We start from the raw sequence: 25156 nt of genomic DNA, 5'->3' as shown, positions 1-25156 counted from the left end.
TTCCAGCTTATGCGAAAATGTGCCGAGCCCATTAACCAATAGATCAATTTAAAAACTGTGCCGCAAAAAAACTGGCTTTCCTCCACATTAGATGCTTTAGGCAAACGCACTAAAAAAACAGCCTGCGCAGTTTGGCAAAGTATTCAAGCGCTGCTGGCTCGCCCCACTGCTCAAGTACTGCTCGCGCGGTTTAAAAAAATTAATCTGGCTAGTGTCAAGGCATTTATTCGTCAATACAAATGGCGTCTTATTGCCTTGTTGATTTTGATTTACGTAGGCTCAAAAGCCTATACCTATTTCTTTCCGCCAGCAGATAAAGTAGGTGGACCACAAACCATTACCTCGGTTATTGTGCAAGCTAAAAATGTACCCTTGGTAATTGAAGCAACCGGCACCATTGTGGCAAACAGTATTGTCGATATTCGCCCCATGGTTACCAATACGGTAAGCAAAATTTTCATTAAAGATGGCCAAGAAGTGAAACAGGGTGACTTATTATTTTTGCTCGATGATCGTGTAGATAAAGCAAACTATGAAAAACTGAAGTCGCTCGCAGATGATGCGCAAAAACAATATTTACGCGCTAAAGAGCTAATGGATAAAAACTTTATCTCTAAAGCGGGGCTCGATACCTCTCTAGCCAATGCAAGATCGGCTCAAGCTGCTGCTAACGCATCACAAGTGCAGCTCTCGTTCGACTCGATTCGCGCTCCCATTAGTGGGCGCACCGGCATTATTAATGTTTTTCCAGGCTCATTGGTACAAGCCAGTAACACCGTAATCACTGCGACCAGCTCAACTGCCACTACCACCACTGGAGCCATGGTTACCATCACTCAACTTAACCCCATCAATGTGCAGTTTGTGATTTCGGAAAAAGACATTCCCATTATTCTAGAAACTCAAAGCGCGGGAACCCCTATGCAGGTTACAGTCACTGTAGGAGACTCAAGCAACAAAAGTTATGTCGGCAACGTTTTAGTGGTTGATAACCAAGTCGATCCTGTCATCGCAGCGGTACGTGTGAAGGCGCAAATCCCTAATGAAAAAGGGATCCTATTGCCAGGAGAATTTGCCCGTGTGAAGCTCAATGCTGGCGAACTGAAAGATGCATTAGTCGTACCTTCCCAAGCGATCATTATTAGCCCTAAAGGTCGCATTGTGTATATCGTTGAAGCCGGTGATAAAGTGGCTGTTAAACCCATTTCTGTGGTTTATGAATATCAAGGCCAGTCAGTTATTACTGGCGTTGCGCCCGGCAGCCGAGTGGTAGTTGAAGGCAAACAAAATTTACGTCCGGGCACCAAAATTCGTGAAGCTACACCAGCTACTGGCTCTACTCCAGTAAAAAGTGCTGCGCCTACCACAACCCCTGCCGCGCCTGTCGCCGCACCTGCTGCCGCTAAATGACACTTTCCGAGTTATGCATCCGCCGGCCAGTCATGACCGTCTTGCTATCCGTGGCTATCGTAATCGCTGGCGCCATTGCCTATTTCAAAATTCCAGTCGCAGCGTTGCCGAGTTTTAATACCCCCATTATTTCTGTCAGCGGTACCTTGCCAGGTGCTTCGCCAGAAAATATGGCTTCTTCAGTCGCGCTACCCTTAGAAAAAGAATTTTCAACGATTGACGGCATTAAAGTCATTAGCTCCAGTAATTTCTTAGGTGTTACGAACATTACCCTAGAATTTAATAACAACCGCGATATCGATAAAGCCGCTGTCGATGTGCAAGCTGCCCTACTACGCGCACAAAAACGCTTGCCAATTGAAATGACGGTGCCGCCCTCCTATCGCAAAATTAATCCTGCCGATACCCCCGTCATCGTCGTGCGTATGAGTTCACCTTCAATGAACCTTGCTGAGCTGAATGATTACGCTGAAAACTTACTTTCGCCCACAATCTCAACGATTACTGGGGTTGCACAAGTCTTAGTCTATGGAGCGAAACGCTATGCCATTCGAGTACTTGCTCGTCCTGATGCCTTAGCTAGCCGCAACCTTACCTTAGATGAAATCGCAATCGCTATAAATAAAGCAAACTCAAATAGTCCAGTGGGTGTTCTTGATGGTCCGCGTCAAGGTATTACGATTTATGCAAATGAGCAAATGCTCAAGCCCGAGCAATTTGCCAATTTAGTAGTTGCCCAACGGAATGGCCTACCGGTGTACTTAAAAGATGTAGCCAATGTCTTGCAAAGTTATGAAGATATTAAAACCTGGGCTACTGCCGATGGTGAGCGCTCGATTGCAATTGCAGTTTTACGGCAACCTAATGCCAACACAGTTGAAGTTGTTGACGCAGTAAAAAAACTGCTGCCCCAATTTCAACAACAGATGCCCGCTTCAATTAAGTTGCAATTATTAAACGATCGCTCGCTCTCAATTAAAGACTCAATTCACGATGTCAACCTCACCTTAGGCCTGACTATTTTTCTCGTGGTGTTGGTCATCTTTCTCTTCCTAAAGCACCTTTCTGCCACAATTATTCCGTCGATTAGCATGCCAATTTCACTCATTGGCGCTTTCTTTTTGCTTTATATATTAGGCTATAGCCTAGATAATATCTCGCTCCTTGGTATTACCTTAGCAGTGGGGCTCGTAGTCGACGATGCTATTGTGGTACTAGAAAATATCATGCGTTATGTTGAGAAAGGCATGGATCCTCTAAAGGCGGCACTCATTGGTAGCAAAGAAGTGGGCTTCACTATTATCTCAATCTCGATTTCTCTAGTGGCCGTATTTATTCCCCTATTCTTTATGCCAGGCCCCATTGGACTGTTATTTAATGAGTTTGCAATTGTAGTGACCTTATCCATTTTAGTTTCCGCCCTAGTGTCGTTAACTGTAGTGCCCATGCTTTGTAGTCGCTTTTTACCAAAACCAGGTGAGCACTCCATCGACAATGCCTTGTTGAGGCAATTTGACAGAATATTTGCATGGACGTTGAAGACCTACTTGCATTACCTTGATTTAGCATTACATCATCGTAAAATCGTCTTGTGGGGAGCGATCTCGACCTTTGTTATTACGGTGCTCTTATTTATGTATAGCCCTACTGGCTTTTTTCCTGAAGAAGATATTAGCCAAATTACCGCTACAACCGAAGCGGCAGAAGATATTTCTTTTACTGCCATGTTAGATTTACAAGATCGTGCTGCAGAAATTGTGCGCAAAGATCCCAATGTAGAGAGCTCAATTTCAATCATTGGTGGCGGCCTGAGTACTGGCACAAATACAGGACGCTTCTTAATTATCTTAAAACCAAAGGGTGACCGCCTCCCAATGCCTCAAGTACTTGAGGGCCTCAGAAATCAGTTTAAGCAATTACCTGGTTTAAATATTTATATGCGGCCGGTTCAAAATTTACAATTGGGTGGTCGCGTTAGTAAAAGTCGCTATCAATTCACCCTACAAAGTGTTGGGTTTGAGGGGGTTAACCAGTGGGCCGAAAAGTTACTTGAAAAAATGCGTAGTAATCCGATGTTTCGCGATGTTACTACTGACTCGCAATTAAAAGGACTCAATGTTCAAATTGACATTGATCGTGAAAAAGCAGCAGGGGCTGGAGTCAATATTGCTGATATTCGTACTGCGCTGTATAGCGCCTTTGGTCAACGACAAATCTCCACAATTTACAGCAGCGTCAACACCTACTACGTAATTCTTGAAGCTGCGCCCGAAGATCGCCAATTTGAAACTGATCTGAATAAAATATTTGTCCGTGGGCGCGCAACCGATAAACTCATTCCACTTTCAAGTCTTGCTAGTTTTAAACGTACTATAGGCCCTACTGCAGTAAACCATCAGGGACAAATTCCGGCAGTCACGATTTCATTTAACTTGGCACCAAATATATTCTTAGGTGATGCGACCGATCAAATCGAAAAATACGTGAAAGCCATTGAATTGCCACCTTCTATTATTACGAGTTATGGCGGCGACGCCGCAGTTTTTAAAAATAATCAATCGGGACAAATCATTTTAATTTTGGCGGCGCTGGGGGTTATTTACGTACTACTCGGAGTACTTTATGAAAGCTATATTCATCCCCTCACTATTTTGGCAGGCTTACCCTCTGCAGCGATTGGCGCCTTACTCGCTCTACGCTTGTTTGGCTTTGAGCTAACGGTGATAGCTTCGATTGGTATCTTGCTGCTCATTGGCATTGTGAAGAAAAATGCGATTTTGCTAATTGACTTTGCCCTTGAGGCGCAACGTAACCATGGTATGACCCCCGAGCAAGCGATTCGTGAAGCTTGTGCCTTGCGCTTTCGCCCCATTATGATGACCACCCTAGCTGCTTTAATGGGCGCCTTACCAATTGCCTTTGGTTTAGGTGCTGGTGCAGAATTAAGACAGCCATTAGGCATTTCAGTAGCAGGCGGCCTCATTTTTTCGCAATTTGTTACTTTGATTATTACGCCCGTTATTTATCTTTACCTCGATAAATATGCTGGTACTGGGCCGATGGAAATCCCGCCTGAAGATTTGGTGGCTACTTAATCTTGCGCCAAGTTATTCTCGATACTGAAACCACTGGGTTGAATGCCGCAACTGGCGATCGCATTATTGAAATTGGTTGCGTGGAGCTCATTAATCGCCGCCTTAGTAATCGCACCTTTCATCGCTATATTAATCCTGAGCGTGAAATTGATGCGGGGGCCTATGCGGTTCACGGCCTATCACGTGAATTTCTGGCAGATAAACCCCTCTTTGCCCATATTGCCGATGAATTAATGGAATTTTTGGCTGATGCTGAAGTCATTATTCATAATGCCCCTTTTGATTTAGGTTTTCTAGAAAGTGAATTTAATCGCTTAAAGCGGGCAAGCTTTAAGGCGCAATTGAGCAATGTGATTGATACCTTGGTTGATGCTAGACAAATGTTTCCAGGCAAACGCAATTCACTCGATGCACTCTGTGACCGCTTTGCAATTAGTAACGAGCACCGCACTTTACACGGCGCTCTGTTAGATGCGCAGCTTCTTTCTGAAGTTTATTTAGCGATGACCCGTGGCCAAGAAGACCTCACCATCGATTTAATTGATTACGATAGTAAAACCGATGCTACTGGACAAGCCCGCGCACTACCCACTGATTTAATTATCTTACAGGCTAGTGCTGCAGATTGCGAAGCACATCAAGTTGTCATGACAGAAATCGCTAAGAGCAATAAAAAGGAGCCCGTCTGGGGCAGCTAAATAATTACCCCCTAGCCCGCAATTAAATTGCTGCGGCTATTGCCTTGCCTAAATCTGCAGTACAAGCCTTACCACCTAAGTCGGGTGTTAATGGGGCATGGTTTGGTCCAGCCGCTAAGACTTTTTCAATTGCTGAGAAAATTGCTTTGCCCGCAGCGGGGTATCCCAAATGATCTAGCATCATCGAACCACTCCAAATTTGACCAATCGGGTTCGCAATATTTTGACCAAAAATATCGGGGGCTGAACCATGAACTGGTTCAAACAATGAGGGATAAAGTCCCCCAGGGTTAATACTTCCCGATGGTGCAACTGCAATCGTGCCAGTGCATGCTGGACCCAAATCAGACAAGATATCGCCAAATAAATTGCTTGCTACGACCACATCAAAGCGATCGGGATTCATCACAAACTGCGCCGTGAGAATATCAATATGATATTTATCCATCCTTACATCAAGGTATTTTTTAGCCATTGCTTCTACTCGCTCATCCCAATATGGCATCGTAATAGCAATACCATTCGACTTCGTTGCCGACGTCAGGTGTTTCTTAGATCGGCTTTGCGCTAGATCAAAGGCAAACTTTAAAATCCGATCGGTTCCAATACGCGTAAAAACCGATTCTTGTACGACAAATTCGCGCTCGGTATCGGGGAACATTTTGCCGCCCACGCTTGAATATTCACCTTCGGTATTTTCACGCACCACAAAGAAGTCGATATCACCAGGCTTACGGTTGGCCAAAGGACAAGGTACACCGGGCAATAATCGTACGGGGCGTAAATTCACATATTGATCAAAACCCCGTCTAAATTGAATTAAGCTACCCCACAAAGAAAGGTGGTCGGCTAAAATATTAGGCATACCCACCGCACCAAAGAAAATAGCATCGTATTTCATTAAGGTATCAAACCAATCATCGGGCAGCATCTTGCCGTGCTTCAAATAGTAGTCACAACTTGCAAAATCAAAGTGATCAAACTGAAAGTTGATACCAAACTTACTGGCTGCGATCTCTAGGGCTCTAACCCCCTCAGGCATGACTTCCTTGCCAATGCCGTCACCAGGAATAATCGCGATCTTTGGATTTTGAATGATTTTTTGTGCGCTCATAATGATGATTAATTTTAGTAAGGTAGTAAATTAGGGAAGCATTCTTAGAGTAATAACAAATGCGGTGTAGAAATTATTGTTAGGATATTTTAGCGCTTAGCTAATGGCGCGTCGAATTTCATCGGGCTCTTGTACTAGCTCGGTAAGGGTGGTATTTTCAATTGTTTGAGGCATGGCCTCGACCATTCTGAGCGAGTCTTTTGGGCAAATCGGAGCGCCATAACTAGCCCACTTCTTCAGTAAAGTGACCTCGTAACCACATTGAGGGCAGGTAGCCTTATTACGGCTGGCGTTACTCGGCCGTGGCGGTGGAAATACGATAGCTTGATGTGGATAAGGGCCAAGCTCTTGACTAATCATCATTAAACGCACTACCAGGGCCTCATTCGCTTTTGCCATTCGCGCTGGTCCTTCAAGCCCTACTGTTTGGGCGATACCTTTAAAATCTTCGCCATGCCCGCTAAAACAATCATCAACAGCATGACATAACTCATGCACCAGTGTATCTAACAAAGCTACGGGTTCATCAATTTTGGGCGAGATAAAAATTTCATTAACACTAGCGCCCGAACGTTCCCGTGGCCAACATTGCCCTAAGGTCGTACGCGGGCTACTCGATGCCGGAAATCCGCATGAGACTCGCACGGGGGGAATGGCATAACCTGCTTTAGAAAAAATGGGCTCTAAATACTTCACTGCTGCTTCTAACCACGCTTCACGCAGGGTATAAGCCTGCGGATGTTCTTGCTGGGACATTGCTACTTCTTTCTATTTAATCAAGCTTAATATTAGCGGCTTTAATCACCTTGTTCCAATAGGGCAATTCTTTTTTCAAGAGCGCATCCATTTGCTGGGGGTTGAGGTAACGCACTTCAACGCCTGCGGTATCGGCCCGTTGCTTGACTTCTGCCTGCTCTAAACTTTTTTTCACTGCCTCACTTAGCTTGAGAATGACTGGTGCCGGAGTAGCAGCAGGAGCATACAAAGCTACCCACGACTCGAGCTGAAAGCTTGGCAAGCCAGCCTCAGCCGTAGTGGGTACGTTGGGCATCGAGGGGTGACGGGTTTTGCCCGTCACTGCTAAACCTTTTAATTTGCCACTTTGCACGTGCTGCATCACCGATGGCGGTGTCGTTATAAATACCTGTACCGGCCAGCCAAGACATCTTGAATTGCGGGTCCAGAGCCTTTATAAGGCACGTGCACCATTTCAATTCCGGTGGTTTGTTTAAAAATTTCCGTACCAATATGTGAAACCGAGCCATTACCCTGCGAAGCATAATTTAACTTGCCTGGATTGGCTTTCGCATAAGCAATCAGTTCTTTTAAGTTATTTACTGGAATTGAGGGATGCACCGCAATCACATTAGTTGAGACGGTAAGTAACGCAATTGGCGCAAAATCTTTAAGCGGATCCCACGGTAATTTATCCATTAAGGCCGGATTACCAACGTGGTATCCCGAATAGGAAATCAACAAGGTATACCCATCTGGCTTAGCTTTAGCCACAAACTGGTAAGCTGTATTGCCACTTGCTCCAGGTTTATTTTCCACAATCACCGTTTCGCCAAGAACGCGGGCAAGGGGTTCACTCAATAAACGCGCCGATGTATCGACCAAGCCACCAGGCGGATTGGGCACGATTAAAGTAATGGCGTGATCAGGGAAAGATTGCGCAACAGCAGCTTGGGTCACTGCTAGCCCTACTAATCCGCTCAGACCTAGGCTGAAAATCATTGCTAGTCGCTTAAATAATGGCATATAAACCCTTTAAATAAAAATGCTGGTTATAAATTAGCGCTGGCCAATACGTACTGCGCCAAAAACAGCTTGCGCCTCACGCGGTAAACAACGCCAATATTGACTACTAGCAGTAACTTCACCTTGTAAAGCGGCGGCAGCTTCCCAAGCCCAACGCGGTTTATAGAGGAAGGCGCGAGCCAGCGCAATTAAATCGGCATCACCAGCTTGCAAAATCGCTTCGGCTTGATGGGGATCGGTAATTAAGCCCACTGCCATGGTAGGTAAGCCCGATTTTTCTTTAACTAATTTGGCAAATGAAACTTGGTAATTGGGACCAATAGCAATTTTTTGTAAATGCGAAACGCCCCCTGATGACACATGGACATAATTACATCCTAGGCTCTTCAGACGCAAAGCTAATTCAGCGGTTTCTTCAGGGGTCCAGCCGCCCTCAACCCAATCGCAAGCAGAAAGGCGAATGCCTAAAACGCCTTGATAAGCTGCTCTGACAGCCGTGAATAACTCAATTACCAAACGAATCCGATTCTCAAACGAGCCCCCATACTGATCAGTGCGATGGTTGGCAATAGGTGATAAAAACTGATGCAATAAATACCCATGAGCACCATGCAGTTCTACTCCATCGATTCCAATCCGCTCAGCACGTTGCGCGGCAATGACAAACGCTTGGATCAAGTCTTGAATTTCATCTGGGGTGAAGGCGCGGGGTGGTTTTTCATTGGGCAGTTGCGGCACGGCTGAAGGCGCTGATGCTTGCCAGCCGCCAGCCCCCTCATCAATTAATTGGCCACCGTGCCATGGCGAGGCGCTAGAACCTTTGCGGCCAGCGTGCGAGAGCTGAATAAAAACGGGTACTGCTGGTGCTAACGCCCTGGCCCGCGTAAGCTTATCTTTCAGCGCGGCTTCGGTACGCTCATCCCATAAACCTAAGCACACTGGTGTAATACGCGCTTCGGGTAAAACGCCGGTAGCCTCAATAATAAAAAGGCCTGCACCACTATTTAATAAATTACCCCAGTGCATGAGATGCCAGTCGGTGGCCGCACCATCAGCGGAGGAATACTGGCACATCGGTGCCACAACAATCCGATTACTTAGCTCTAATCCGCCCTTGGGCGAGCCTAAGGTGTATTTAGAAAATAACAAACTCATATGCACTTTCAACAAAAAATTGGCCAAACCGATAGAATAACGAGATCCCCATGAGGGTTCTTATTTTCGCAGGTTTTTGCCTGTAAACCCTTCATTTCAACTCCATACAATAACTAGGGTAAAACTTGATGAATGCACCGCAAGCCTTTGAAATTAAAGAAGATATTGGCCATTTTGTTGGCGGTAAAATCCTTCAACCTGGAACGGGTCGCTTTGCAGATGTGTATAACCCCGCTACTGGCGCAATTGCCAGGCGAGTTGCCTTGGCTAACCGTGCCGAGGTTGATGCGGCTGTTGAGCTTGCACAAGCTGCTTTTCCTGCATGGTCGGATACCTCGCCCCTACGGCGCGCGCGCATTCTTTTTAAATACCTCGAGCTGCTAAATCGCCATAGCGATGAATTGGCCGCCATTATTACTGCTGAGCACGGCAAAGTCTTTACAGATGCCCAAGGCGAAGTCACTCGCGGAATAGAGATTGTCGAATTCGCCACAGGTATTCCCGAGCTACTCAAAGGCGACTACACCGAGCAAGTCTCGACAGGCATCGACAATTGGGTCATGCGCCAGCCTTTAGGAGTAGTTGCTGGAATTACTCCATTTAACTTTCCGGTCATGGTGCCAATGTGGATGTTTCCAATGGCAATAGCCTGCGGCAACACTTTCATCCTCAAGCCGAGCCCTACCGACCCATCGGCTTCTTTATTCATGGCGCGCTTACTCAAAGAAGCGGGTTTGCCTGACGGTGTCTTTAACGTCGTACAAGGCGATAAAGAAGCAGTTGATGCCTTGCTTGAAAATCCTCACGTCAAGGCCCTAAGCTTTGTTGGCTCAACCCCAATTGCCAACTATATTTATGAGCGTGGCGCCCATTTTGGCAAACGCGTTCAAGCCCTCGGGGGAGCTAAAAATCACATGGTCATCATGCCCGATGCCGATATCGACAAAGCGGTTGACGCCTTAGTTGGAGCTGCTTATGGCTCCGCTGGCGAACGCTGTATGGCTATTTCAGTTGCGGTTCTGGTTGGCGATGCAGCCGATAAAGTCATGCCAAAGCTGATTGAACGGACACGGTCCCTGAAAATTAAAAACGGGATGGAGCTCGATGCCGAGATGGGGCCGATAGTAAGTCGCGCAGCCCTTGAGCGCATTACTGGGTATATAGAAAGTGGCGTAGCTAGTGGCGCCACATTATTGGTTGATGGACGCCCATTTAAATCTCCACAGTTTGCGCAAGGCTTCTGGATTGGTGGCACCCTCTTTGATCATGTCACTCCCGAGATGAAAATTTATCGTGAAGAAATTTTTGGCCCAGTACTTTCTTGCGTGCGGGTGGCTAACTTTGCCGACGCTTTGAATTTAGTCAATGCCCATGAATTTGGGAATGGCGTTGCCTGCTTTACCAGCGATGGTAATATTGCGCGCGAATTTGCCCGCCGTGTCCAAGTCGGCATGGTGGGGATTAATGTACCGATTCCTGTGCCCATGGCCTGGCATGGCTTTGGTGGCTGGAAGCGCTCCATCTTTGGCGATACCCACGCCTACGGCAAAGAAAGTGTCCGTTTTTATACTAAGCAAAAAAGTGTGATGCAGCGCTGGCCAGAAAGTATTAGCAAAGGCGCAGAATTCGTTATGCCAACCTCAAAGTAACTGCAAATCATTAACAACTTAATAGAAATTAAGCGGCTTACTGCAGGGTATTTTTAAGGATTGGAAGCGCGGGCAAAGCTAATACCTGAATGCCCTCTTCTCGTAATGATTCTGCTTCGTCTTGCGTTGTTTGGCCGCGAATATTGCGTTCGGGGGCTTCATGGTAATGAATGCGCCGCGCCTCTTCAGCAAATGCAGTGCCAACATCTTCTGCACCATTAATTAATTGGCGCACGCCCTTTAAAAAGGCCTCCTGCATTTGTGGTCCAAGCTGAGTCTGTGTTTGCACTGCATTGCGCTCGCCAAGCCGATCACCAATATGGGGTGCAGAAGGTAGCCGAATAACCTCATTGCTATTACATATTGGACAAGTTAATAGACCATTCGCCTGTTGTGATAGGCAATCTGCCTCCGAAGCAAACCAGCCTTCAAAAGAATGGGTCAGTGCACAAGAAAGGTTATAGACTTTCATACCAATAATAGATAAGGATTATTTGCATAAATTCAAGGGCTATAAATAAATATCTAATTATAAAGATTTTGGTAAAACTAAGCCGCGCCGATAACGCTCTAACCAGTAACTCGAAATAATCGTCTTCACATCGGTAATTTCGCCACGTTCAACCCACTGCAGTAAATCTTCTAGAGGCGCAGCAAATACGTCTAAAAACTCTTCTGCATCAAGCTGACTTTTACCCTCTATAAGCCCTTGTGCCAAGTAAATATCGATAAATTCTGTTGAATAGGAAATCACCGGATTAATGCGGCGAATAAAAGACCATGTACTTGCGGTATAGCCGGTCTCTTCTAGAAGCTCACGTTGTGCGCAAAGTAAAGGGTCTTCACCAATTTCTAACTTACCCGCTGGAATTTCTAAGCAAGCTTTAGCAATGGGGTAACGATACTGTCGCTCCATGAGCACCCGGCCATCATCCAATATAGCCAAAATGGCTACGGCGCCCGGATGAGTTAAATATTCACGCATTGCCTCTGCCCCATCAGGCAGGCGTACAACATCGCGTTTCATCTGCAAAAAAATACCATCGTAGATGGCCTCACCCGAAACGCGCTCTTCACGCAAATGGGCATCGCCAATGGCTAAATCACTGAGTGATTTTTCAGTCATTAAACGCCTAACAAAGTGCGACGCATAGCATCTAAACACAATGTTAATAAGCCAGCGGGGAAAATACCTAAGACTAAAACTAAAATGCCGTTCAGACTTAATATACTCCGTGCAAATCTAGAGCCGCTCACTGCATGTAACTCATGGATTGGCTCGTCGAAGTACATGACCTTAACTACCCGCAAATAATAAAAAGCGCCCACCAAAGACGCCAATACCGCAAGTACTGCCAAACCAGTATATTGTGCATCCACCAAGGCTTCAAGAACGGCTAGCTTTGCCGCAAAGCCAACAGTAGGCGGAACCCCAGCAAGCGAAAACATCAAAATTAAGCCGATAAAAGCATACCAAGGATGTTGTTGATTTAAGCCCTTTAGACCATCTAGCGTTTCGCAGTCATAGCCTTTGCGCGAAAGCAGCATTAATAAGCCGAAGCTGCCTAAAGTAGTTATGACATAGGTTAAGGCATAAAAAAAGGCGGAACTATAAGCATGCTCATCAAATACGGCCAGCATCCCTAATAAAACAAAACCCATTTGCGCAATCGCTGAATAAGCTAGCATCCGCTTGAGATTAGTTTGGGCAATTGCGGTGACATTACCTAAAACTAGTGACAAGATCGCTAGCAGAATTAACATCGGCTGCCAATCACCCATTAAAGGTAATAAAGCATTTACCAGTAAACGGAAGAGCAAAGCAAAAGCGGCTAATTTAGGGGCTGCCGCAATAAGCAGTGTTACAGCGGTAGGAGCACCTTGATACACATCGGGTACCCACATATGAAATGGTACTACGCCCATTTTAAAAGCTAAGCCAGCGACAATAAAAACCACTCCAAAAGCCAAGACTAAATGATTAATGCGCGGGTCAGCAACCGCCTGAAAAATTTCGAGCAAATCTAATGAGCCCGTTACGCCATACAGCATCGACATGCCATATAAAAGAAAACCAGAAGCCAAAGCTCCCAAAATAAAATATTTCATTGCTGCCTCAGCACTCTTAGCACTGCTATGGCGCATTGCAACTAATGCATAGGTTGATAAAGCCATTAATTCCAAGCCCAAATATAAGCTCAGTAAATTTGCCCCAGAAATAAGTACCAATTGCCCGAGCAAAGCAAATAAACATAAAACAATAAAGTCGGGACGAAATAAGCCCCGATCTTGTAAATACTGTTTAGAGTAAATCAAGCTAATTAGCAAAGCTAAACAGCACCCTGCTTTGAGTAAATTAGCCATTGGATCAGACTGAAACAAGCCATTCATTGCCAATAGTGATACATCATCAAAGCGGCCAATAAATGCAATGGCAAGAACAGCTAATAAAATTATGGTGAAGAAATAAACAAACCCAACCCCACGGGGCGTATGAAAAATATCCGGTTCTTCGCTAGCAGCAAAAGCATTGCTGATTATTACTGGGCGCTCACGCACAAAAACACTAGCTACCAATAAAAAGCAGGCGGTTACCAGTAACAGTAATTCGGGGAAAATGGCAATAAGGTCAAGTGCTTGCATCTGTTCTATCCTACAATTTACTTACGGCAACATGTTGCAGCAGATTAATTACGGCGGGATGGATGATATCGGTAAAAGGTTTGGGATATACCCCCATCCACAACACACAGATCGATAATGCGCCCATCATGAAAAACTCACGCCCATTAATATCTTTCAGCGCGGCTACCTGGGGGTTGGCAATCGGACCAAAAAAGACCCGCTTCACCATCCATAAAGAATAAGCGGCGCCAAGAACTAAAGCTGTGGCTGCTAAGACCCCAATTAAGAAGTCGTAATCTACTGCCGCCAGAATCACCATAAACTCACCCACAAAGCCTGAGGTTGCAGGTAAACCGCAATTAGCCATTGCCATAAAGACAGCAAACACTGCAAATTTAGGCATCGTATGTGCTACACCGCCATAATCCGCAATTTGCCGAGTATGCATCCGCTCATATAAAACACCAATCGATAAGAACATGGCACCCGAAATAAAGCCATGTGAAATCATTTGCACAATTCCACCCTCAATACCAAGCGGGCTAAATAGAAAAAATCCCAGGGTTACAAAACCCATGTGCGCTACCGACGAGTACGCTACCAACTTCTTCATATCCTGCTGCACTAAGGCAACCAGACCAACATAAATCACTGCCACCAAAGATAAGAAAATAATAAAAGGGCCCAGATATTGGCTAGCATCAGGTGCTATTGGCAAAGAGAAGCGCAAGAAACCATACGCGCCTAACTTCAACATAATGGCTGCTAGCACTACAGAACCGCCCGTGGGAGCCTCAACGTGCACATCGGGAAGCCAGGTATGTAGTGGCCACATGGGCACCTTAACTGCAAAGGCCATGAAAAACGCCGCAAACAAAAAGACTTGTTCAACAATATCTAAGCGCGTCTTTTGCCAAACCAGAATGTCAAAACTATTACTGACGTTATATAGATAGAGCAAGGCCACTAAAGTCAGTAACGAGCCCAGCAAGGTATACAAGAAGAACTTAAAGGCTGCATAAATACGGTTGTGCCCACCCCATACCCCAATAATTACATACATCGGAATTAAGGTTGCCTCAAAGAACACATAAAACAATAAAGCGTCAAGCGCTGCAAATACGCCAATCATTAAGCCCGACAAAATCATGAAGGCAGCTAGATACTGAGAAACCTTGACTTGAATTACATCCCAAGCGGCAATCACTATGAAGATATTGATGAATGCAGTAAGTACGATAAACCATACTGAAATCCCATCAACTCCTAAATAGTAATTAATATCGTAGCGCGGAATCCAACTGACCTTTTCCACAAATTGCATGCCAGCATTGGCAAGATCAAAATTTAAAATTAAAGGTAAGGTGGCAATAAAACTAATAACTGCACCAAAGAGCGCTAGATAGCGCAAACCAACAGTGGATTTATCTGAACCAAACATCAACAGCACAAGGCCGAAGAAGATTGGTGTCCAGATTGCGAATGAAAGTGTCATGAAATTAATACCTAGCGCACATAAGGTAAGTAAGCATATAAAACCCAAGCCAATAAAACGGCTAGGCCTAAAATCATCGCAAATGCATAGTGATATAAATAACCCGACTGCAAATGCCGCATTACTCCAGCCATGCGACTAACTAAATGCGCACTGCCATTAACCAGTAAACCATCAATTAGCCGTTGATCACCGCGATGCCATAAGCCGCGACCTAACATAATAGAACCCTTAGCAAAGATCAATTGATTGAGTTCGTCTAAGTAATATTTATGATCAAGTAATTTTTTCAATGGCGCAAAGGTGTGGGCAATTTTGCTTGGTAAGCTAGGCACCCATAAATAGCCTAGCGCTGCAGTTAACACCCCTAGGGCCACTAAGATTGTTACCGAAGAGGTCAGCGCATGAAGGGCCATCGCAATGGGGCCATGAAATTCATTCGCTAACTCTTCCATTACGGGATGCTGGCTCAGATCAATGAACATCGAGTCACCAAAAAAATCCCCAAACAACATCGGCTCAATGGCATAAAAACCAATGATGACGGACGGAATGGCCAATAGAATTAATGGCACCGTTACCACCCAAGGTGACTCATGCGGCACTTCACCAGCGGCTAAACCGTGATGATCAGCAATGTCTGCGTGTTCATCATGATGTTCGGCCTGGTGCGCAGCATGACTGGGTTGATGAAACCGCTCTTTGCCATGAAAAACATAAAAGTACAAACGGAATGAGTACAAAGCGGTAATAAACACACTTACCATGACGGCAAAATAGGCAAACCCTGAGCCAGGTATATCGCTGGCAGCAACGGCTTCTATGATCGAATCTTTCGAGTAAAAGCCGGAAAAGAATGGCGTTCCAATCAACGATAAACTGCCAATCAACATCATCAGGCAAGTAATGGGCATATATTTCCACAGGCCGCCCATTTTGCGCATGTCTTGCTCATGGTGCATACCCATAATCACACTACCCGCCGCTAAAAACAATAAGGCCTTAAAGAAAGCATGGGTCATTAAATGAAAAATAGCGACTGGATAAGCCGATACACCCAAGGCAATGGTCATGAAGCCCAACTGTGATAGCGTGGAATAAGCCACTACACGTTTGATATCGTTTTGCACAATGCCTAAGAAGCCCATAAACAATGCGGTAATCGAACCAATGACCAAAATAAAGCTGAGGGCTGTCGTGGATAATTCAAATAAGGGCGACATCCGTGAGACCATAAAAATACCCGCTGTCACCATAGTAGCCGCATGAATCAAGGCAGAAATTGGTGTTGGCCCTTCCATTGAGTCTGGTAACCAAACATGCAATGGAAATTGAGCCGACTTACCCATCGCACCAATGAACAAGCAAATACAAATTACTGTCATTAGATTCCAACTGGTACCAGGAAGTGTTTGAGCAGCAAGCGCGGTATTTTGAGCAAAAATTGCGTCATAGTTCATCGAGCCGGTGTAAGCCAAAATTAAACCAATGCCCAAGATGAAACCAAAGTCACCTACCCGATTCACTAAAAAGGCCTTCATATTGGCAAACACGGCAGTTTGACGTTCAAAATAAAAGCCGATTAGCAAGTAAGACACCACCCCCACTGCCTCCCAACCAAAAAAGAGTTGCAAGAGGTTATTGCTCATCACCAACATTAACATCGCAAAAGTAAACAAAGAGATATATGAAAAGAAGCGGTTATAACCCTCCTCGCCATGCATATAGCCAATCGTATAAATGTGGACCATTAATGACACAAAGGTCACTACTACCATCATGGTAGCGGTGAGTGAGTCAATTAAAAAACCAATACCCAAATTAAGCTCGCCCAATTGCATCCAGGTATAAACCTCGCCATTGAAATAATCACCTGCCTGCACGTAAAAGAAAACTTGGCAGGACAAGGCAAAAGCAATAATGACGCCCATAATAGCGAGCGACTGAGAGCCTACTTTACTTAAACGATTGCCGAATAGCGCCGTACCAAAAAAACCAGTAATGATTGCACCGATTAATGGAGCAAGCGGAATGGCACATAAGAGTGGTAGGGTTAAATTCGTTTGCATTATTAACCCTTAAGCCGATCAAGATCTTCAGCATTAATCGTATCGAGTTTACGAAAGAGCACGATCAAAATTGCCAAACCAATAGCAGCTTCAGCAGCAGCCACCGTCAAAATAAAAAAAACGAAAACTTGCCCAGCCATATCACCCAGAAAATGAGAGAAGGCAATAAAGTTAATATTGACTGAAAGTAGCATTAATTCAATTGCCATTAGCAATACGATTAAGTTGCGACGATTCAAGAAAATCCCCACCACACTGGTTGCAAACAGAATGGCACTCAACACCAAATAATGAGCCAAAGTAATAGTCATTCTTGCCTCCCGCGACGATTTTGCTCAGCATCTTGTTTGGCATCCATCTCGCTTGGCATCGTCACAATACGCAGGCGCTCGCTAGCCTTAACAGCAACTTGATCAGCAATATTTTGGGTCTTCGAATCTTTACGATGTCGTAAAGTGAGCGCTACAGCTGCAATAATGGCAACCAATAGAATAACGCCAGCTACTTCAAAGGCATAAACATAATCAACAAAAATTAATTTACCGAGCGCTTGGGTATTGTTGCTCGCTAGCTCCTCACTCATCACTTGAACTGGTGCACGAGTTCCAATAAAACTGCGAATTAATACGACTGCTAATTCTAAAACAATCACAATCCCCATTAAAAATGCCACTGGGAGGTATTTTTTAAAATCGCGGCGCAAATGGGCTAAATCTAAATCTAGCATCATCACCACGAATAGAAATAACACCATCACCGCCCCAACATAAACCAAAATTAGCGCTAGACTTAAAAATTCTGCTTGTAATAGCATCCAAATTCCTGAGGCACAGAAAAATGCCAGCACCAAAAAGAGTGCGGCATGCACTGGGTTGGCTGCCGTTACCACCCGCAAAGCAGAAATAATCAATAAGCCCGCAAAGGCATAAAAGAAAATTGCGAAGATAGTTGAGGGTTCGAGGGCCACGGGTTCTTTAATTATTCAGCATTAACGATAAGGGGCGTCGGCAGCACGATTAGCAGCAATTTCTTTTTCATACTCGTCGCCAACAGCTAATAACATTTCTTTAGTCATATACAGGTCGCCGCGTTTATCACCAAAGTATTCAAAAATATTGGTTTCCACAATAGCATCAACCGGACATGCTTCTTCACAGAAGCCACAAAAAATACATTTAGTTAAATCAATGTCGTAACGGGTCGTACGGCGGGTACCATCCTCACGCTGATCTGATTCAATTGAAATTGCTAAAGCAGGGCAAACGGCTTCACATAATTTACAAGCAATGCACCGCTCTTCCCCATTTGGATAACGCCGTAAAGCATGGAGGCCACGAAAACGGGGTGACAAAGGTGTCTTTTCTTCGGGGTACTGAATCGTAAACTTTGGTTTAAAGAGATAACGTCCCGTAATCGACATTCCCGTCAAAATATCTCTGAGCATGAGGCTATCGAAAAATTGACTAATCCGTTTGAATGATTTTTTGATCATGGCTTCAATTAATTCCAAATATTCCAAGGCGAAACAATCCAGGCGCCAACGACCACCACCCAAAAAACCGCGAGGGGGATAAAAATTTTCCAGCCTAAGCGCATAATTTGGTCATAGCGATAACGCGGTAAGGTGGCGCGCAACCAAATGAAGCAAGATAACAAGAAAAATGTTTTAGCAAATAGCCAGAAGAAGCCCGGAATATCGCGCAGCATCGGTAAATCAAGAATAGGCAGCCAACCGCCTAAGAATAAGACAGAAGCCATTGCCGCTATCAAAATCATGTTGGCATACTCGGCTAAAAAAAACATCGCAAAAGCCATGCCCGAATATTCCACCATGTGGCCAGCAACAATTTCCGACTCGCCTTCGACAACGTCAAATGGATGTCGATTCGTCTCAGCAATGCCTGAAATAAAGTAAATTAAAAACATTGGCAAGAGGGGCAACCAATTCCATGACAAGAAATTCAAGCCATAACTAGCAAAAAGACCCGTACCTTGACTAATGACGATAGTGCTTAAATTTAAAGAGCCCGACACCATCAGCACGGTGACTAAAGCAAAGCCCATCGCAATTTCATAAGAAATCATTTGTGCAGCAGCGCGCATCGCGCCTAAGAACGGATATTTCGAGTTAGAGGCCCAGCCGGCCAAAATAATGCCGTAGACGCCAACCGAAGTAATTGCCATGACATACAGCAGCCCAGCATTTACATTCGCTAACACCATTTCTGCCTGAAATGGAATGACAGCCCATGCAGCAAATGCGGGCGCAATTACCATCACTGGCGCAATCACGTATAAGGCTTTACTAGCCCGTGTGGGCGCAATAATTTCTTTTAATAAAAGTTTAAGCGCGTCGGCAATAGGCTGAAATAAGCCTAATGGCCCGACCCGATTAGGGCCTAAGCGAATGTGCATCCAACCGATCAGTTTGCGCTCCCACAAGGTGAGGTAGGCAACTGCGCCAAACATCGGCAAAACAATGATGACGATTTTGATTAAGGTCCAGACCAAAGGCCAAAATGAGCCAAAGATAGCGATGCCTTGCATTTCGATCAGGTTGAGAAAATTAGCCATCGCTTAGCCCACTTCTCCGGCAATCCGCGTTACCGTAATTGGGCCAAACATCGGCCCCAGCTGCATACTGGCTAGAGTAGTGCTCGCCAAGCGAACGACACCGGCAGCTAAATTAGGTATTTGCGTGGCAGTCATATTGACGCTCATGCCTGCTTGTGTCACTTGCACTATTTCGCCCTCTACCAAACCCAGTTCAGCAAAAGTATCTGGCCCTAAGCCTACCTTTGAAGCTAATTTTGCATCGGCAGTTAGTTGCAATGCGCTCGAACGACGGACAATAGCATCAACTCCATACAACGGCACCTCTCCTAAGCGCTCTAAACTCGCGGGCTGTGCTGGCACTGTTGTGCTCAAACTAAATAGTCCTGTAAATTGATTATTAGCGCGAGACACAGCGCTATCGTGCATCTCAGGTAAAGCTTCTGCACGCACTTCTTCAGGTAGGTTATATAAAAAGCCATCGAGCTTTACCAGCGTTCCGAGGGTGCGTATCACTTTCCATGCGGGTCGCGAATCGCCGAGCGGTTTTACAGCAGGCTGAATGGTTTGAATTGTGCCAGCGGTATTCACATAGCTAGCCATGGTTTCTGTAAAGGGCGTAATGGGCAAAAGTACATCAGCCAACTCGAGTAAGTCGGGGCTGGTGAATGCGGTTAAGGCAATCACGGTATCAGCCTTAGTTAAGGCTGCGCGAGTTTGCTGTGGGTTAGGCAAGTCTGCCAAAGGCTCAACATGCATCAATAGATAAGCATGACGCTCTCCGTCGAGCAAGGAGTTGATACTACCCTCATTGCCCTGCACTGCATTCACTAGATGCGCACCAACACTATTACCACCCTCCTGCAGGAAACCAAAGCGTGCACCAGTCTGTTCGGCAATAAATTGCGCTAATCCATGTAAATCAGCCGCTTGTGGATGTGCGATAGCACTTGCACCTAAAAATATTGCTTGGGTTGGGCGAGCGTCTGAGCCTGTTGATGGGTTAAGCGCTGGTGTCTCTAATAGTGCTTGCGCAATCTGCATTGCTTCAGGTGAAACGGTTTGGCTGCGAATTCCTGTGGGGGCTGATACCCCTTTTGCCTGCGCAACTGCTAAAGCAATTTCACTAAGCCCCGTGACCCAAGCACTCGGTCGCATCGTTAAGCTACTTGCTAATGGCATCAGCCAATCGCTACCGCCTGCATCCAAGCGATGCATTTGTAAGCCTAGCTTAGTAGCAGTGCGCAAACGCGCGGCAAGAAGTGGCTGGTCTTTACGAAAATTACTGCCAATGATGAGCGCGCGTTTTAACCCGCTTAATTCATTGATAGCCATTCCCAAATAAGGCACAGTAGCAGCGCCACGGGTATCAACTTGGCGTAAACGCGTTTCAATTTGACTGGAGCCTAAACCACGAATTAATTTTTGTAATAGATACAACTCTTCAATACTCGAAATAGGATGGGCAATGGCGGCAATTGATTCAGCGCCATGTAAATTACCAATCGTTTGTAAAGAATGGGCAACATAATCTAGCGCCGACTGCCAATCGGTTTCTAACCACTTGCCATCTTGCTTCACCATCGGCTTTGTTAGCCGATCGGTACTATTTAGCCCCTCGTAGGCAAAACGGTCACGATCACTAATCCAACATTCATTGATTGCTTCGTTTTCTAAAGCGACTACACGCATCACGCGATTAGACTTGGTTTGCACCGTCGTATTACTGCCTAAGCTATCGTGCGGGCTTAGTGAACGCTTACGCGCTAACTCCCACGTTCGCGCGGCATAACGAAATGGCTTGCTAGTTAAAGCGCCAACTGGGCAAATATCGATCATATTGCCCGACAACTCAGAGTCGATCGTACGTCCCAAGAAGGTGGTTATTTCAGAATGTTCACCACGGTTAACCATCCCCAATTCCATTACACCCGCAACCTCTTGACCAAAGCGCACGCAGCGCGTGCAATGGATACAGCGGGACATTTCTTCCATAGAAATTAAAGGGCCAACATTTTTATGAAATACCACCCGCTTCTCTTCGGTATAACGTGAACTCGATTTGCCGTAGCCCACTGCTAAATCTTGAAGCTGACATTCGCCACCCTGGTCACAAATCGGGCAATCCAGTGGATGGTTAATTAGTAAAAACTCCATCACTGAACGTTGCGCCTCAAGGGCTTTAGCTGAATGCGTAAATACTTTCATGCCTTGCGTCACTGGTGTGGCACAAGCAGGTAAAGGCTTGGGAGCTTTTTCAACCTCGACTAAACACATCCGGCAATTCGCCGCAATCGATAATTTTTTGTGGTAACAAAAATGGGGCACATAGGTACCCAAGCTATTCGCTGCATGCATCACCATCGAACCCTGTGGAACTACTACTGGCTTACCATCAACTTCAAGTTCGACCATGCTCATATACTTGAACTCCCAACCACTTCAGCAGTTTCTAGAGGATGACTCACGCCCTTGGATACAAGGCAACGCCCATGCTCGATGTGATAAGCAAACTCATCACGGAAATGCTTCAACATACCGCGTACTGGCATCGCTGCAGCATCGCCTAATGCACAAATTGTGCGGCCTTGGATGTTGTTGGCGACATCGTTCAATAAATCTAAATCTTCTATGCGTCCCTTACCATGTTCTATGCGATTAACAATTCGCCATAACCACCCAGTGCCTTCGCGACAAGGTGTGCATTGCCCGCAGGATTCTTCGTGATAAAAATACGAGAGCCGTAATAAGGCCTGCACCATGCAGCGCGTGTCATTCATCACGATTACAGCTCCCGAGCCTAACATCGAGCCCGCTTTAGCAATGCTGTCGTAATCCATCGTTAAATCCATCATCTCAGCAGCTGGAATAACGGGCGCCGAAGAACCCCCGGGAATAACTGCTTTTAAGGTAGAGCCATTGCGCATGCCGCCGGCCAATTGCAATAATTCTGCGAATGGTAAGCCCATGGGTATTTCATAATTGCCAGGCCGATTAACATCACCTGAAACCGAAAATATTTTGGTGCCACCATTGTTTGGCTTGCCCAATTTTAAGTACGCCTCGCCACCCATTGCCAAAATGAATGGCACGGCCGCAAATGTCTCGGTGTTGTTTATGGTGGTCGGCTTGCCATATAAACCAAAACTAGCTGGAAATGGCGGCTTAAAACGAGGCTGACCTTTCTTACCTTCTAAAGATTCGAGTAAGGCCGTTTCTTCACCACAAATATAAGCCCCCCAACCTGGCGAAGCATGCAATTCAAAACTAAACTGACTACCTAAAATCTGATTACCTAAATAACCTGCGGCTCGTGCTTCGTCTAACGCGGCTTCAAAGCGTTTATAAACATCCCAGATTTCACCATGAATATAGTTATAGCCCACACTTATGCCCATCGTGTACGCACCAATAATCATGCCCTCAATTAAGGCATGGGGGTTATAGCGCATGATGTCGCGGTCTTTAAAAGTGCCTGGCTCGCCTTCATCACTGTTACATACTAAATATTTTTGCCCCGGAAATTGGCGTGGCATAAAGCTCCACTTCAAGCCAGTAGGAAAGCCCGCACCCCCACGCCCGCGCAATGCCGATAACTTCAACTCAGCAATGATCGCCTCAGGTGCAACAGGTTCGCTTAAGATGCGCCGCAATTGTCCATAACCGCCGCGCTTCACGTAATCTTCTAAATGCCAATTATCGCCAGTTAAGCCAGCTAAAATTAGCGGCTTCACATGATTTTTATGCAAGCTAGTCATGCTGCCGATCCTTCTGCATAATTTGTCTTGGCAATACGTAACTCAGCTAATAAGGCATCAATTTTTTCATGACTCATAAAACTACACATGCGCTTATCGTTTACCAACATCACAGGAGAGTCGCCGCAAGCACCCATACACTCGCCTTCTTTAAGTGTAAAAGTACCGCAAGGCGTAGTTTCATTAAAACCAATACCCAGTGTTTGTTTCAAATATTCAGCAGCATCAGCGCCATGACTTAATTGGCAAGGCAAATTTGTGCACACCACAATTTTGTATGCGCCGATAGGCTTAGTGTTGTACATATTATAAAAAGTAGCTACTTCATCCACCGCAATGGTAGGCATACCTAAGATCTGTGCCACTTCTTCAATCACGGCGGGCGAAATCCAGCCTAACTCGGTTTGCGCAGCAATTAAAGCCGCCATCACTGCTGATTGCTTTTGCTCAGGTGGATACTTCGCAATATTGCGCTCAATTTCAGCACGGCAGGCGGCAGAAAATAAAGTGGCCATTAGCGGTCGATCTCCCCAAAGACAATATCTTGGGTGCCAATAATCGTCACGGCATCGGCAATCATATGGCCCCGCGCCATTTCATCGAGGGCCGCTAAATGGACAAAGCCAGGCGCGCGAATCTTCATCCGATAGGGTTTGTTAGCGCCATCCGAAATTAAATAGACGCCAAACTCCCCTTTCGGGTGCTCGACTGCGGCATAAGCCTCTCCTTGAGGCACATGAATACCTTCGGTAAATAATTTGAAATGATGAATCAGCTCTTCCATATTCGTTTTCATATCTAAACGTGATGGTGGAGCAACTTTATGGTTATCGCTCATCACCGAACCCGGATTCGCTTTTAACCAGGCAACACACTGAGTAATGATGCGGTTTGATTGCCGCATCTCTTCCATGCGCACTAAATACCGATCATAAGAATCGCCATTGACCCCTACTGGAATATCAAAGTCTAGACGGTCATATACTTCATAGGGTTGCTTTTTGCGTAAATCCCATTCAATACCAGAGCCACGCAACATAGGCCCTGTAAAACCAAGCTGTAGAGCTCGCTCAGGGGTAACCACACCAATGCCCACTAAACGCTGCTTCCAAATACGGTTATCGGTGAGAAGGTTGCAGTATTCATCAACATTAGCTGGAAAGCGTTGACTAAAAGCTTCAATGAAATCGAGCAAAGAACCAGTACGAGTTTCATTCAAACGCTGAATTGCTGACTCACTACGCATTTTTGATTTTGTAAACTGAGGCATCTCGCTGGGCAAATCACGATAAACCCCACCAGGTCGATAGTAAGCTGCATGCATTCGTGCGCCAGATACCGCTTCATACATATCGAAGATTTCTTCACGATCGCGAAAAGCATATAAAAACACAGCCATTGCCCCTACGTCTAAACCATGACAGCCAATCCAGAGTAAGTGATTTAACAAGCGTGTTAATTCATCAAACATCACGCGAATATATTGTGCCCGCAAGGGTACATCTACGCCAATTAATTTTTCAATTGACATCACGTAGGCGTGCTCATTCACCATCATCGACACATAATCGAGGCGATCCATATACGGCACGTTTTGAATCCAAGTACGCGTCTCAGCTAATTTTTCAGTAGCGCGGTGTAATAAACCGATATGCGGATCAGCGCGTTGTATCACTTCGCCATCTAACTCAAGCACTAAACGCAAAACGCCATGCGCCGCGGGATGCTGGGGGCCAAAGTTGAGGGTGTAGTTTTTAATTTCTGCCATGATGAA

20 protein-coding genes and 1 pseudogene are annotated in these 25156 nt (G+C 45.5%); 4 read left to right on the top strand and 17 right to left on the bottom strand.

Annotated elements, in window-relative coordinates; genetic code table 11:
* Positions 1–57 precede the first annotated feature (57 nt).
* From LZT21_RS05425 to dnaQ, 3 genes are read left to right on the top strand one after another with little or no spacing between them, the layout of a single operon-like run.
* Positions 58–1410 carry an efflux RND transporter periplasmic adaptor subunit gene (locus tag LZT21_RS05425; protein WP_233989729.1) on the top strand — a complete coding sequence of 451 codons (1353 nt, stop codon included), beginning with the start codon at positions 58–60 and terminating at the stop codon, positions 1408–1410.
* Positions 1407–4505, top strand: coding sequence for an efflux RND transporter permease subunit (locus tag LZT21_RS05420; protein WP_233924012.1), 3099 nt, complete (start codon positions 1407–1409; stop codon positions 4503–4505). The genes LZT21_RS05425 and LZT21_RS05420 overlap by 4 nt, the downstream gene beginning before the upstream one ends.
* A 2-nt stretch (positions 4506–4507) precedes the next feature.
* A complete protein-coding gene (gene dnaQ, locus LZT21_RS05415) occupies positions 4508–5203 on the top strand; it encodes a DNA polymerase III subunit epsilon (protein WP_233989727.1) in 696 nt (231 codons plus the stop codon).
* 22 nt (positions 5204–5225) lie between these two features.
* Here dnaQ and LZT21_RS05410 read toward each other — a convergent pair whose 3' ends face one another.
* The 4 genes and pseudogenes from LZT21_RS05410 to LZT21_RS05395 form a co-directional block, all read right to left on the bottom strand.
* Complete coding sequence (locus LZT21_RS05410; protein ID WP_370634792.1) at positions 5226–6299, bottom strand: tartrate dehydrogenase; 1074 nt, start codon at positions 6297–6299, stop codon at positions 5226–5228.
* Between the two features lie 114 nt (positions 6300–6413).
* Positions 6414–7073: a SprT family zinc-dependent metalloprotease gene (locus LZT21_RS05405; protein ID WP_233924010.1), complete on the bottom strand. Its 660-nt coding sequence runs from the start codon at positions 7071–7073 to the stop codon at positions 6414–6416.
* A gap of 16 nt (positions 7074–7089) precedes the next feature.
* Positions 7090–8054, bottom strand: a pseudogene (locus LZT21_RS05400) (Bug family tripartite tricarboxylate transporter substrate binding protein).
* Between the two features lie 57 nt (positions 8055–8111).
* Positions 8112–9233 (bottom strand): NADH:flavin oxidoreductase/NADH oxidase, encoded by a 1122-nt coding sequence (locus tag LZT21_RS05395; RefSeq protein WP_233989725.1) that lies wholly within the window; start codon positions 9231–9233, stop codon positions 8112–8114.
* 128 nt (positions 9234–9361) lie between these two features.
* Here LZT21_RS05395 and LZT21_RS05390 point away from each other — a divergent pair, with 128 nt between their 5' ends.
* Positions 9362–10882, top strand: a complete 1521-nt coding sequence (locus LZT21_RS05390; protein ID WP_233936293.1) for a CoA-acylating methylmalonate-semialdehyde dehydrogenase — start codon at positions 9362–9364, stop codon at positions 10880–10882.
* A 37-nt stretch (positions 10883–10919) separates the two neighbouring features.
* On the opposite strand, the gene LZT21_RS05385 is transcribed toward LZT21_RS05390, so the two are convergent.
* From LZT21_RS05385 to LZT21_RS05325, 13 genes are read right to left on the bottom strand one after another with little or no spacing between them, the layout of a single operon-like run.
* Positions 10920–11354: a DUF1178 family protein gene (locus LZT21_RS05385; protein ID WP_233989723.1), complete on the bottom strand. Its 435-nt coding sequence runs from the start codon at positions 11352–11354 to the stop codon at positions 10920–10922.
* A gap of 57 nt (positions 11355–11411) precedes the next feature.
* A complete protein-coding gene (locus tag LZT21_RS05380; RefSeq protein ID WP_233924006.1) occupies positions 11412–12008 on the bottom strand; it encodes an NUDIX domain-containing protein in 597 nt (198 codons plus the stop codon).
* Positions 12008–13525, bottom strand: a complete 1518-nt coding sequence (nuoN, locus tag LZT21_RS05375; protein WP_233924005.1) for an NADH-quinone oxidoreductase subunit NuoN — start codon at positions 13523–13525, stop codon at positions 12008–12010. The genes LZT21_RS05380 and nuoN overlap by 1 nt, the downstream gene beginning before the upstream one ends.
* Before the next feature lie 10 nt (positions 13526–13535).
* Complete coding sequence (locus LZT21_RS05370) at positions 13536–15002, bottom strand: NADH-quinone oxidoreductase subunit M (protein ID WP_233936291.1); 1467 nt, start codon at positions 15000–15002, stop codon at positions 13536–13538.
* Between the two features lie 11 nt (positions 15003–15013).
* Positions 15014–17071: an NADH-quinone oxidoreductase subunit L gene (gene nuoL / locus LZT21_RS05365; protein ID WP_233936272.1), complete on the bottom strand. Its 2058-nt coding sequence runs from the start codon at positions 17069–17071 to the stop codon at positions 15014–15016.
* Positions 17072–17073: 2 nt separating this feature from the next.
* A complete protein-coding gene (gene nuoK / locus LZT21_RS05360) occupies positions 17074–17382 on the bottom strand; it encodes an NADH-quinone oxidoreductase subunit NuoK (protein ID WP_233924002.1) in 309 nt (102 codons plus the stop codon).
* Entirely contained in the window at positions 17379–18038 is a 660-nt protein-coding gene (locus tag LZT21_RS05355) for an NADH-quinone oxidoreductase subunit J (RefSeq protein WP_233924001.1), read from the bottom strand. Before LZT21_RS05355 ends, nuoK begins: the two co-directional genes overlap by 4 nt.
* Before the next feature lie 21 nt (positions 18039–18059).
* Complete coding sequence (nuoI, locus tag LZT21_RS05350) at positions 18060–18563, bottom strand: NADH-quinone oxidoreductase subunit NuoI (RefSeq protein ID WP_233924086.1); 504 nt, start codon at positions 18561–18563, stop codon at positions 18060–18062.
* 8 nt (positions 18564–18571) lie between these two features.
* Positions 18572–19645 (bottom strand): NADH-quinone oxidoreductase subunit NuoH, encoded by a 1074-nt coding sequence (gene nuoH, locus LZT21_RS05345; RefSeq protein WP_233989721.1) that lies wholly within the window; start codon positions 19643–19645, stop codon positions 18572–18574.
* A gap of 3 nt (positions 19646–19648) precedes the next feature.
* On the bottom strand, positions 19649–22039 hold the full coding sequence (nuoG, locus tag LZT21_RS05340) for an NADH-quinone oxidoreductase subunit NuoG (RefSeq protein WP_233989799.1): 2391 nt from the start codon (positions 22037–22039) through the stop codon (positions 19649–19651).
* Positions 22040–22041: 2 nt separating this feature from the next.
* Positions 22042–23382, bottom strand: coding sequence for an NADH-quinone oxidoreductase subunit NuoF (nuoF, locus tag LZT21_RS05335; RefSeq protein WP_233923999.1), 1341 nt, complete (start codon positions 23380–23382; stop codon positions 22042–22044).
* Positions 23379–23897 carry an NADH-quinone oxidoreductase subunit NuoE gene (gene nuoE / locus LZT21_RS05330; RefSeq protein ID WP_233989719.1) on the bottom strand — a complete coding sequence of 173 codons (519 nt, stop codon included), beginning with the start codon at positions 23895–23897 and terminating at the stop codon, positions 23379–23381. The genes nuoF and nuoE overlap by 4 nt, the downstream gene beginning before the upstream one ends.
* On the bottom strand, positions 23897–25150 hold the full coding sequence (locus tag LZT21_RS05325; protein ID WP_233936261.1) for an NADH-quinone oxidoreductase subunit D: 1254 nt from the start codon (positions 25148–25150) through the stop codon (positions 23897–23899). The genes nuoE and LZT21_RS05325 overlap by 1 nt, the downstream gene beginning before the upstream one ends.
* Positions 25151–25156: the final 6 nt, after the last annotated feature.

Source organism: Polynucleobacter sp. IMCC 30228 (assembly GCF_021395205.1).
Lineage (GTDB): Bacteria > Pseudomonadota > Gammaproteobacteria > Burkholderiales > Burkholderiaceae > Polynucleobacter.
This window is presented reverse-complemented; position numbering and strand designations above follow the sequence as displayed.

Coding starts and splice junctions, on each gene's coding strand:
- LZT21_RS05420 (WP_233924012.1), top strand. CDS start 1,407: ATGACACTTTCCGAGTTATGCATCCGCCGGCCAGTCATGACCGTCTTG.
- LZT21_RS05405 (WP_233924010.1), bottom strand. CDS start 7,073: ATGTCCCAGCAAGAACATCCGCAGGCTTATACCCTGCGTGAAGCGTGG.
- LZT21_RS05395 (WP_233989725.1), bottom strand. CDS start 9,233: ATGAGTTTGTTATTTTCTAAATACACCTTAGGCTCGCCCAAGGGCGGA.
- LZT21_RS05390 (WP_233936293.1), top strand. CDS start 9,362: ATGAATGCACCGCAAGCCTTTGAAATTAAAGAAGATATTGGCCATTTT.
- LZT21_RS05385 (WP_233989723.1), bottom strand. CDS start 11,354: ATGAAAGTCTATAACCTTTCTTGTGCACTGACCCATTCTTTTGAAGGC.
- LZT21_RS05380 (WP_233924006.1), bottom strand. CDS start 12,008: ATGACTGAAAAATCACTCAGTGATTTAGCCATTGGCGATGCCCATTTG.
- nuoN (WP_233924005.1), bottom strand. CDS start 13,525: ATGCAAGCACTTGACCTTATTGCCATTTTCCCCGAATTACTGTTACTG.
- LZT21_RS05370 (WP_233936291.1), bottom strand. CDS start 15,002: ATGACACTTTCATTCGCAATCTGGACACCAATCTTCTTCGGCCTTGTG.
- nuoL (WP_233936272.1), bottom strand. CDS start 17,071: ATGCAAACGAATTTAACCCTACCACTCTTATGTGCCATTCCGCTTGCT.
- nuoK (WP_233924002.1), bottom strand. CDS start 17,382: ATGACTATTACTTTGGCTCATTATTTGGTGTTGAGTGCCATTCTGTTT.
- nuoI (WP_233924086.1), bottom strand. CDS start 18,563: ATGATCAAAAAATCATTCAAACGGATTAGTCAATTTTTCGATAGCCTC.
- nuoH (WP_233989721.1), bottom strand. CDS start 19,645: ATGGCTAATTTTCTCAACCTGATCGAAATGCAAGGCATCGCTATCTTT.
- nuoG (WP_233989799.1), bottom strand. CDS start 22,039: ATGGTCGAACTTGAAGTTGATGGTAAGCCAGTAGTAGTTCCACAGGGT.
- nuoF (WP_233923999.1), bottom strand. CDS start 23,382: ATGACTAGCTTGCATAAAAATCATGTGAAGCCGCTAATTTTAGCTGGC.
- nuoE (WP_233989719.1), bottom strand. CDS start 23,897: ATGGCCACTTTATTTTCTGCCGCCTGCCGTGCTGAAATTGAGCGCAAT.
- LZT21_RS05325 (WP_233936261.1), bottom strand. CDS start 25,150: ATGGCAGAAATTAAAAACTACACCCTCAACTTTGGCCCCCAGCATCCC.